Source organism: Levilactobacillus tongjiangensis, from assembly GCF_003946345.1.
Lineage (GTDB): Bacteria > Bacillota > Bacilli > Lactobacillales > Lactobacillaceae > Levilactobacillus > Levilactobacillus tongjiangensis.
On the sequence record NZ_RHNY01000025.1, the window covers coordinates 1 to 6,302 of the forward strand.

At 40.2% G+C, this 6,302-nt stretch carries 4 protein-coding genes and 2 pseudogenes; 2 read left to right on the forward strand and 4 right to left on the reverse strand.

Annotated features, from left to right (window positions below; genetic code table 11):
* From EKM75_RS11635 to mobQ, 3 genes and pseudogenes are all read right to left on the reverse strand, one after another.
* A partial coding sequence (locus tag EKM75_RS11635) for a mucin-binding protein (RefSeq protein ID WP_125694744.1) occupies positions 1–2,651 on the reverse strand: 2,651 nt, incomplete at its 3' end.
* 188 nt (positions 2,652–2,839) lie between these two features.
* Positions 2,840–3,359, reverse strand: a pseudogene (locus tag EKM75_RS11645) (DNA topoisomerase); the annotation flags it as partial.
* Positions 3,334–5,397 (reverse strand): MobQ family relaxase, encoded by a 2,064-nt coding sequence (gene mobQ / locus EKM75_RS11650; protein ID WP_125694746.1) that lies wholly within the window; start codon positions 5,395–5,397, stop codon positions 3,334–3,336. The pseudogene EKM75_RS11645 and the gene mobQ, both read right to left, overlap by 26 nt.
* Positions 5,398–5,649: 252 nt before the next feature.
* On the opposite strand from mobQ, the gene EKM75_RS11655 reads away from it, so the two are divergent.
* On the forward strand, positions 5,650–5,877 hold the full coding sequence (locus EKM75_RS11655) for a hypothetical protein (RefSeq protein ID WP_003555660.1): 228 nt from the start codon (positions 5,650–5,652) through the stop codon (positions 5,875–5,877).
* Between the two features lie 22 nt (positions 5,878–5,899).
* A complete protein-coding gene (locus EKM75_RS11660) occupies positions 5,900–6,178 on the forward strand; it encodes a hypothetical protein (RefSeq protein WP_014940856.1) in 279 nt (92 codons plus the stop codon).
* Here EKM75_RS11660 and EKM75_RS11665 read toward each other — a convergent pair.
* A pseudogene (locus EKM75_RS11665) lies at positions 6,168–6,302 on the reverse strand (zeta toxin family protein); the annotation flags it as partial. The gene EKM75_RS11660 and the pseudogene EKM75_RS11665 sit on opposite strands and share 11 nt — an antisense overlap.

Here is a 6,302-nt window from a genome sequence, read left to right on the forward strand (position 1 = left end):
GTACTATAACTGGATTTCGAGCCCGTTGTTCCTGAAATTGAATCCGTCTTTAAAGTTTTTCCGGTCGTATCATCAACATAGCTGACACTACCTTTTTGCTTATCTGCTGTATAGGTGATCGTTGTATCTTTCGTTGGATCACTTGGCTGATAACTGCTACCGGGTGTCAAAACATGACCTTCTGGATCATGTGCTGTATAACCTGGTACCGTCGGCACACCGGCTGGTGTAACCTTCGTCGCATCACTTGGGTCATTTGGATAGACTACTGTTGGTGCTCCAGGGAAGTTCCCATCACTTGAGCTTGGTACCAATGATCCGACTTTCGTGTATGTCACGGTCTCATTAACATCTGCTGAATCGGCATTCAGGTCAGTTACGGCAGCTGTCTGCGCTTTATCAGCTACAGATCCCGGCACCACTGGGCTAACAACGGCATCAAAGGTCGTATCACCATTTGTCGCTGTCCAGGCTGTTGTTCCAGCACCACTTGTAATAACTTCACCAGTAACGTTATCGACAACGACGGTTCGTGTGAAGTTGACAGAATCAGTGTGCTGCTTGGCCACTACGTGTCCATTCTGATCAACATAGCTGACGGTCTCATTGACCGTCTTATCATAGTTGGTGCTAGTTGGCCACTTTGGTCCATCTGGTTCATCTGGATTGATTGGCGCTCCCGGTGTCTGTGGATCCGTTGGATTCACTGGCGTCAGCTGATGCTTCAAGTGAACCGTGAAGTTCTGATCAGTTGTGTCATCATTGTCGAATGTCAAATCTACTGGATAGCCATCAGTAACCAACTCATACCCGTGTTTCTTATAATCCGCAATGCTGCCACTGGTACTATAACTGGATTTCGAGCCCGTTGTTCCTGAAATTGAATCCGTCTTTAAAGTTTTTCCGGTCGTATCATCAACGTAGCTGACACTACCTTTTTGCTTATCTGCTGTATAGGTGATCATCGTATCTGTACCATTATCAGAAGGTGTTGGTGGAATATAGCCCTTAGTACGATCATCGGGATCAACTGGCACCAAAGGAGTCCCCATATGATCTTCAGGTATATAGCCAGGAATAAAAGCAATAACCGGATAATCAGGCACCGATGAATCAGCAATCTTAGTAGGGTTACTAGGATCATTGGGATAAATTCTTGACGTTGTTGAGCCATCAGGATTAGAGACAATCCAGTTGCCGAGCTTGTTGTAAACATACTTAATATCAGAGGTTTGTGGGATATATGGATTTTTAATTCCGTATGTCGTATAACCTAATTGATACATTATCGTAGGATCTGAAGGCTCTATACTTGTCCATGTTTTGAGAACTCTTCCATTTTGAGCAATTGAAGCAGACATTGTTCCATCTGAACCAGTCTGAGTGTAAGTAATAACTACTCCATTATGAAAGTTTTTAACATAACTAGCACCAATCTCTCCGTATGGTGACATAACGCCATTTGAATTAACAGGTGCAGTAGCATAGTAACCATTTACAACATTTACGTCGCTCGTCGTATAATTTTGGCCAACTAACCCTTTTTGTGTATAAGCAGCAACTGGATTACCATTACTGTCGGTGATTTGTTTGCCATCTTTATCAACGTAATAAGTTGTTTGTGTGATCAATTTTGGTACAAAATAAGAAAGTGTACTGTAGTAGTTATTATCAAATTCACTAGCAGTATATTTAGTAACAAAACTGTTGCTAGAGCTTCGGACCATTTCAAAATAAACATCATTATAATAGATGGTACGATCAAATACAGCAGATGTTACCTGAGTATTTTGATTTAAAGTGTATTGCTTTAAAACCTCATTTGATGCCGATAATTCCGTTACATAAACAATTCCATCGCCCGTTCGATTAGTTGAAAAAACAATCTGGTTTCCACCATATGTTGCTTGCAACCATTCATAACTGTAATGAGAGTTATCTGGATCAATCCACATTCCAGATGGATAATCTGGATCACTAACTGAGAAACCCGTAGAAGTTGCATCATCGATTGGGGTTGAATTATACGCAGCTGTTGCATTATCGGCCATTAGCTGAACAAAACTATTCGTATCACTGGCACTGCTTGCTGCAGTAGCTGCTGATTGAGCAGCACTCTTCGTATCACTGGCACTGCTTACTGCAGTAGCTGCTGATTGAGCAGCACTCTTCGTATCACTGGCACTGCTTGCTACAGGAGCTGCTGATTGAGCAGCACTCTTCGTATCACTGGCACTGCTTGCTACAGGAGCTGCTGATTGAGCAGCACTCTTCGTATCACTGGCACTGCTTGCTACAGGAGCTGCTGATTGAGCAGCACTCTTCGTATCACTGGCACTGCTTGCTACAGGAGCTGCTGATTGAGCAGCACTCTTCGTATCACTGGCACTGCTTGCTACAGGAGCTGCTGATTGAGCAGCACTCTTCGTATCACTGGCACTGCTTGCTGCAGTAGTTGCTGATTGAGCAGCACTCTTCGTATCACTAGTGCTGTTTACAGTGGCGGCAGTTGAGTTCCCTGAGGTGGTATCAGCATGAACTGCTACCGTTGATACCCCACCGAAGACAAAAAAAGACAGTGTAGCAATTGCGGCAAAAACGAATTTTTTGCCATCTTTATACATTTTATAATGTAATTTCTTTTCTCCCATTATAAATTCCTTCCCTCTCAATTATATTGAGCTAACCTAATTTTAATTAGGTGCTTTTAGAACATAATGATATGCCTAATTCTGCAAAAAAGCACTTTTTTGTAAATAGTCAGGGAGATATCATGAATCAGTCAACTTTTCAGCTACTTGGTAATGTTGCTTCAGCAGATTTCTACCTTTGTGAAGGCAGTGATATAAGCACAATCCGTTCGGGGATAACTCAGCAACTTGGCTTCATATAAACTTTGAATGGCCGCTAAGGTTTGGCTGGCACTGGCGTGATACCGTTTATTCATGGCACTTTGGAGACTGGATAGTGAGAATAGTTGGGGACTAGCACGATTTTTGCCTCGTTTTTGGACGTCCTTGATTAAACCGTCCTGCAAGCCTTTATGAACGTGTTTAGCTCGCATGAATGTCATTAGCCCTGCTTCGTCTTTAAATCGCTGATAGGGGTCTAATTTTGCGACGAATTTTTGCTAATTAGCAAGTATTTCAGCATTTAGTTCAAAATAAGGTTTCGGCTTAAAGGTTTTGTTTACCTGGTCTCTTGGATAGACCATACACAAGGCTGGCAGCTATACGTAACTAATCGAGCACGCTCTACGTACCAAATTTTTCTCAATATAAAATACATTATGGGCTACCATTCATACCAATTAACCAGTCGCTAATTTTGTGATTACAAGTGCATGCCCCCATCTTCATGCCGGTTTCGAGTTTGATGTTGCCGTTGCTTTTTCGTCATTTCCCACTCAGTCTTCTTTAAACCTTGCGCCTGTCTTTGTCGTTGGTAATCTTCATCACGAGCATATAGGACGGTCATGATCGCGTCACTAAAGGCCGTCTTTAAGTAATAGTCTGGACTAACTGGCTTGTAATTTAGCGGTTGATAATGTCCGATATTTTCTTTTCTGTACTGGTCGTCCTTGGCTTGTTGCCCTTTTAACTGCTTTTGGATTTTCTCGATCTGACTGTTCTTAATCGTCGGATCGGCTTTGCATTCACCCAAAAAGAGTTGTTTAGTGCCATCATGCTTTAAAACCCGTTGTAAGTGATGATTTTCTAACTGATCTAAGCTCAGCTGTCCCGATAAATAAGCTAGTCCTTGTTGATGTTCTTGGGGACTGAACACCTGTGGTAGATTTGCTTGCCACTGTTCAATTGTTTCAGCCTGACACGGCTTTAAAACAGGATCATAGTACATCACGGCTGTATAGGCTTGTTCCTGTTTAATCAATGGCAATCCATCTAAATCGCCTTTGGGAAAGGCCCTTTTCAATACTTCATGGTATTGCGTTTTAATGACTTGCTTAACGGCCATGATTGCCCGTAGGTCTTTGACTGCTCGAGTAATCTTTTGCTGCTCGGTTGGTGAATACTTTTCTAGTAGACCTTGATCAACGTGTTCTAGACTTTCTAAGCTATCATCATGAATCATCAGCGTATATTTAAGCTCGATTTTGACTTCCTTTTCTTGTTGCATTAATAACTTCCAGCCAACGTATGGCCGTTTGGTAAAGGTCAATAATTGTCGGACCAATAAATCATCACGAATATTCATTAAACGTTCGTTTAATTCACTGCCTTTGAAAATCGTTTGTTCACTATTAGTTTCTTTAATCAATTCCCGTCGTTCAGCCGCAGTTGTCTGTTCAAAATCAAGCTCTGGATAAAGTTTTTTCGTCGTGCGATCAACTACTTTATTTAAGAGTTCATCTGCTTTTTTTAGTGAACTTTCTTGTTGGTTAATCGTCAATAATTGCTTAGTGACATCTTCACCAACTGCATGCTTAATTAAGGTGCTGTTTTTCCAATTAAATAGCATGCGCCGCTTATCATCTAAACTTTCCAAACTAATATAAGTTTTCAGTTCGTGGCTTAACTCTTTGACCACTTTTTTCTCGTTAAACGAGAAGTGTTTACTTAGGCTATCCAAGTGGCCTCGATTAACTACTTTCTCCTGCATATTTTTATAGCCAGCTTTGGACTTACGATAGTTCTTAACTTGTTGATTAAATTCTTTTCTTTCATGCCGCTTACTATTGATTCCCTCATGTTGAGTTGGTGTATCATCTATTCCCTCCTCGATAAATGATTTTTCGCTGATCCGATCGGGAATATTTTTTTGCTCTAAAACTTGATTTACACTAACCGCCCAATTGTGCCGCCATTGATTGATTTTTTCTTTTTTATCCCAATCAACTAACCACACCTTTCTTGATCTTGGGAAACGACTATTTCCTGTATAAGTCTTGTTCCCATTTTCGTCTAATATGTTTTCTCGTTTACTTTTCAATCCCCACGTTCCGTCTGGGTTAAATGGACGGTTAGTTAACATCACATGAGCGTGCGGATTATCTGGGTTATCTCTATGAATTGCCACATCGGCAACCATACCTTCATCAACAAAATTTTCTTGTACATATTTTTTCAATAATTCCTTCTGTTCATCTTCACTTAATTCAACTGGTAGAGCCACGTTAAACTCTTTAGCGTACCGTGAGTTTGCTCGACGGTCTTTTCTTTCTACTTCGTTCCACAATTTCTCTCTATCACTCGCCCATTCTGGCGCATTCTTTGGTGTCAAAATAAAGCTTTCTGGCATAACCGATCGGGCATAAAAATAACTTCGACCTTCTTTTTGATCGAATAATTTTTCGCCACTTCGATAACTTGCTCCAGCAATTGCACTTCTTCCTCTTCCAGCACTAATATTACTAAAGCTCATGTGAAAAATTGCCATGTCGGTCACCACCTTTCTTTGGGTTTATGGGTTTGATTTTGTTGTCGCCAACGGCGACTTCTAATACAAGTGTTTAGCACAATAACACAACCAAATTTAGTTGTTGTGTGTAAGTGCGCATTGACCTCGTTTCACTCGGTCTTCTGATTCTATTAGCTTTAACTTAGTGTATGCCTTCCGCTTCGCTATTTCAACTTTTATACTTTGACTTAACGTTTCCCTTATGATATAGTGTCAGTGATTATTTCTAATATGATTGGAGGGATCGTTATGTCTCAAAGCAACTTAGAAAAACAAGAAGCTAAATTAAAAGCCCTTAATCAAAAAATTAAGGACGAAAAAAATAAGATTGAACAACGGCTAGGTAAACAAATCATCAGTCAAGCCAATTTAGATTATGCTAATTTGTCTAACGATCAGATTAAGCTTTTAGCTAAGCAATTTTCTGAATTTTTAAAGGTAAAGTCCGTAGATCATTAGCCATACGAGATGGGGAAATTCCATGTCTAATCAATATGAAAAACTAGTCGAGCAACAAGCGCGGTTAAAACAAAAAATTGAGCGGGAAGATTTTAAATTACGGCAATCTAAATACTATGAAAATCGGCAATCCCGCAAAGCCCGTTCTCGCCGACTAATTCAAAAAGGGGCTTTATTAGAAAAGTACTTTCAAGCTAATAACCTCTCGGTCGAACAAACCGAAGAACTTTTAAAAACATTTGCTGACTATGTTAACGCCCATAAACCGAATAAACTCAAAAACGATCAACCTAATAACTAGGCCGATCGTTTTTATTTTCTGGATCATTTTTAGGCTTTACTTCTGGATTTTGATCTGCAAAATTTTGTAACTGCTTTTGCACCTTTTCTGGATAAGTAATATTTTGGTTTATCCAAGGAAAATG

Coding starts and splice junctions, on each gene's coding strand:
- EKM75_RS11655 (WP_003555660.1), top strand. CDS start 5,650: ATGATTGGAGGGATCGTTATGTCTCAAAGCAACTTAGAAAAACAAGAA.
- EKM75_RS11660 (WP_014940856.1), top strand. CDS start 5,900: ATGTCTAATCAATATGAAAAACTAGTCGAGCAACAAGCGCGGTTAAAA.
- mobQ (WP_125694746.1), bottom strand. CDS start 5,397: ATGGCAATTTTTCACATGAGCTTTAGTAATATTAGTGCTGGAAGAGGA.